Source organism: bacterium (assembly GCA_012517375.1).
Classification (GTDB): domain Bacteria; phylum Hydrothermota; class Tepidihabitantia; order B3-TA06; family B3-TA06; genus JAAYVC01.
This window is the reverse complement of the sequence record JAAYVC010000125.1, coordinates 1-3082: the sequence shown is the minus strand read 5'-3', so window position 1 is coordinate 3082 and position 3082 is coordinate 1. Positions and strand designations below refer to the sequence as shown.

Genomic DNA, 3082 nt, shown 5'->3' with positions numbered 1-3082 from the left:
TGCAACATACAAAACCATAAATAAAAGTCCAAGACCTGTCAGGATAATGTACGCAAGAGGGCATGGCTCGGTGATTATAAATAGCGAAGCTATCCACGATATAAGCAAAAACAAAGGCGAGAACCATCGCAGAATCTTTCGGAAAAGTAGATTGAATATAAACCAAGGATGTCTGCACACGTCGAGAATACGAGGAAAATCTCGCATGAAGTTAATACCCATTAACAATGTTCGTTCGCCAATTGCGAATTCTTTACGGTGAGACCTTTCGTATGTTTCATACGCGATAGCGAGAGGTTCATAAATGGTTCTTAGACCTTTTTGAGCAATGTATGCCGGCGTGTAGTGATCGTGTGTGACATCTGGCGGTGATTTACCGACATGCTCGCTGCGTAAGGCGTTAAGGGCTCCTGAGATAAAAGATACTGAAAAAATTGAACTTTCGAGATGGCGCATCAATTGTTCGTAACCCCAATAATTATGATTTCCTGCTTTCGGGCCCGTTTCCAATCCTATAAATCTTGCCGTTGCCGCTCCGACAGTCGGATCCGTGAAATTGGCTACTAATTCGGTCAGAGCTGTTTTCTTAAGCATAATATCCGCATCCGAGATCGCGAATATTTCAGTTTTGTTTTTTTCAAAGGCAAGATTGATGGCATTAGTTCTTCCCTGGCGGCACTGTTGTCTTAAAAGCTTTATTCTTTTATTCTTATGAGAATGCTTTCTGACGATTTCATCCGTTCTATCGCTGCTTGCATCAGAAACGATGACAATCTCAAGCTTGTCTGCCGGATAGTCGAGCTCAAGTGTGTTTTGTATCTTCATTTCGATTAACCGCTCTTCGTTGTAGGCAGGTATTATAAAACAGACATGTGGGGTTATATTTTTCTTCTTCACAGGTTTCTTGAAAAATAAGCTGAGAAAAGCGAGCAGAAGGCCGTGACCGATAAGTATATAAGCGTAAAGTCCTATACATACCCAGAAGACAATGCGACAGATGGTTTCAATCACAATCTCTTATCCTTGTTGCGGCCTCAAATCCCTGAACTATGACAGATTCCATATTTCCGTATTCCCATCTTGAGTATCGGCCTGCAAATTCAATGCCATATTTCCCAAAATGAGCGTGGATTGTTTTTTTTGCATCCTCGCTGTGCTTGGTAGGAAAGACATAAGCGTATCTCAAGATCTTTGAATCATGCGAAAAGAGCTCTGCAAAGGAGCCTATCACTCCGATCTTAAGAATGTCTTTTTTTGTCTTCTCGAGGATTGCACTGAAATCAGGGATAATGTCGGATTTGAAGGCAACCTCCGTTACTATTCCGCATTTATTCGATGGAGCCATATCCTTTGAATAATTCGCTGGGATAGAAGTGCGGTGAAACGCCAAATCTGGACTCGGATAGTATGTCCAATGGGAATCGTCAGCGAGGTTTTTGGAGAGTGCAAAGTGTACGAAAGTCATGCCCGAGCTTTTCAGTGAATGCCTTAAATCACGAACAGATTCCGGAGAATCGACGCAAAGGCTCAAAAATTCCGGTAGCGGAATGGTAGTTATCAATCCGGAATAGAAAACCCTTTCTTTTTTTTCAGTCTCGACCCATTTCTCCTTAGAGTTGATTGCTGCAATCCTTGTGCTTAACCGGATGTCTTTTCCCAAGTTATTAACTATCGAGTGCGGAAGCGTCCCGATTCCAACTTTCGATGGGTAGTAGAATTTGGCATTTAGCCCTCTTCTCTTTATCGCAACATGGGAGAGATGGTGAAGGTCTTCCTTGGGGAAAGAAGGAAGAAACGTGTTTGCAGTCCTTGAGTCCATCTCATCGAGCGGATGCGAGAACAACTTCGAGTTATATGGAATGAAAAAGCTTTCTGCCATAGCCTTTCCGAACTTTGCGTTCGCTATCTTTGTGAATGTCGAATCCCCATCAACCTTACCGTCAGATTCAAGCATGTCCTCAAGAAAGAGAGCTTTCAGTTTTGGCGACGCCATAAAGCCCTCCTGAATCGGGTAATCCACTGTCTCATTCTCGATTCTGACCCTTGCTCTTCTGCGCTGGGAGTCCCACCTTCCTTCAAGGATTCTTTCCACCCATTCCCTTATACCCTGGTCTTTAAAGTAAAGAACGTGAGGACCAAGGTCGTACCGAAAACCCGAGTGAGAAATAGTCCTTGCGGCACCGCCGACTTCATCTTCGGCTTCAAACAGCTCGAAACCGTCTTTCAGTTTCCATGCAGCTGAAAGACCGGCAAGACCGGCTCCGATAATTACTACAGGTTTTCTCATTCCCGCACCTTTATTCCCGAAAGCAAAACAAAACATGTCAAGTAGAAGACTGCAACTATTGCCACGTAAGTATAAGAAAATACAGGCTTTAGATAAGCAATGCCCAGGGAAGCCCAGAGCAGAACGTACACTCCGATAACGCTTAGCGCAATCGCAGGAGCCTTCCAGCCTATCTTGGAAAGTCTTAATGCAAAGTGATCGGGGCTGCCGCGAAACGGCAACTGTCTGTTTTTTATCCTGTGAAAGCATACCAGGGCAATTTCGAAAAGAACCGGGCTGACGAGTGAAAATGATATTAATAATCGGTTAAATATCTGGCTGCCTGAGGTAATGAATATGATTATCATCACACCCGCCACATAGCCCAGGGGAAGGCTGCCTCCGTCGCCAAGATATATGCTGGCAGGTTGCCAGTTGAAAATAAGGAATCCCAGCAGCACGGCGGAAAGAATCAATGGTGCCATAAAAACCGTAGAGCCTACTGGTAGAATAAGCATTGATGCAAACAAACCGAGTGACGAACATATTCCAATAGTTCCGGCAAGTCCGTCTGCAACGTCAACTATATTTAACCCGTTCGTTAGAAGGACAATGAATACGACAGCCATAACGATTACTAAAGGATGAGGATTCATGTTCAGCGATTTGAATACGAAAGGCAGCGCCGATCCTGCTATGATGAATTCGCATACGAGTTTTATCCACCAGCGGAGGGGTCTTATGTCGTCAATTGTTCCAAGAATGACGAGCGCCCACGCCGTTACCGCAATCAAGATTGCCCAGAGCGCCCAGTTC

Annotated in this window: 3 protein-coding genes; all 3 read right to left on the bottom strand. The window is 44.4% G+C overall.

What is annotated here, in order from left to right; all coding sequences use genetic code 11:
- Positions 1-1011, bottom strand: a 1011-nt coding sequence (locus GX441_12835) for a glycosyltransferase (GenBank protein ID NLI99524.1), incomplete at its 3' end; no start/stop codon positions are given.
- A complete protein-coding gene (locus tag GX441_12830; GenBank protein NLI99523.1) occupies positions 1004-2287 on the bottom strand; it encodes an NAD(P)-binding protein in 1284 nt (427 codons plus the stop codon). The genes GX441_12830 and GX441_12835, both read right to left, overlap by 8 nt.
- Positions 2284-3082 (bottom strand): undecaprenyl/decaprenyl-phosphate alpha-N-acetylglucosaminyl 1-phosphate transferase (locus tag GX441_12825; GenBank protein ID NLI99522.1); only part of this gene is annotated, 799 nt, incomplete at its 5' end. The genes GX441_12830 and GX441_12825, both read right to left, overlap by 4 nt.

Bases quoted from the DNA above. Each gene is read 5' to 3' on its own strand.
- GX441_12830 (NLI99523.1), bottom strand. From the start codon at position 2,287: ATGAGAAAACCTGTAGTAATTATCGGAGCCGGTCTTGCCGGTCTTTCA.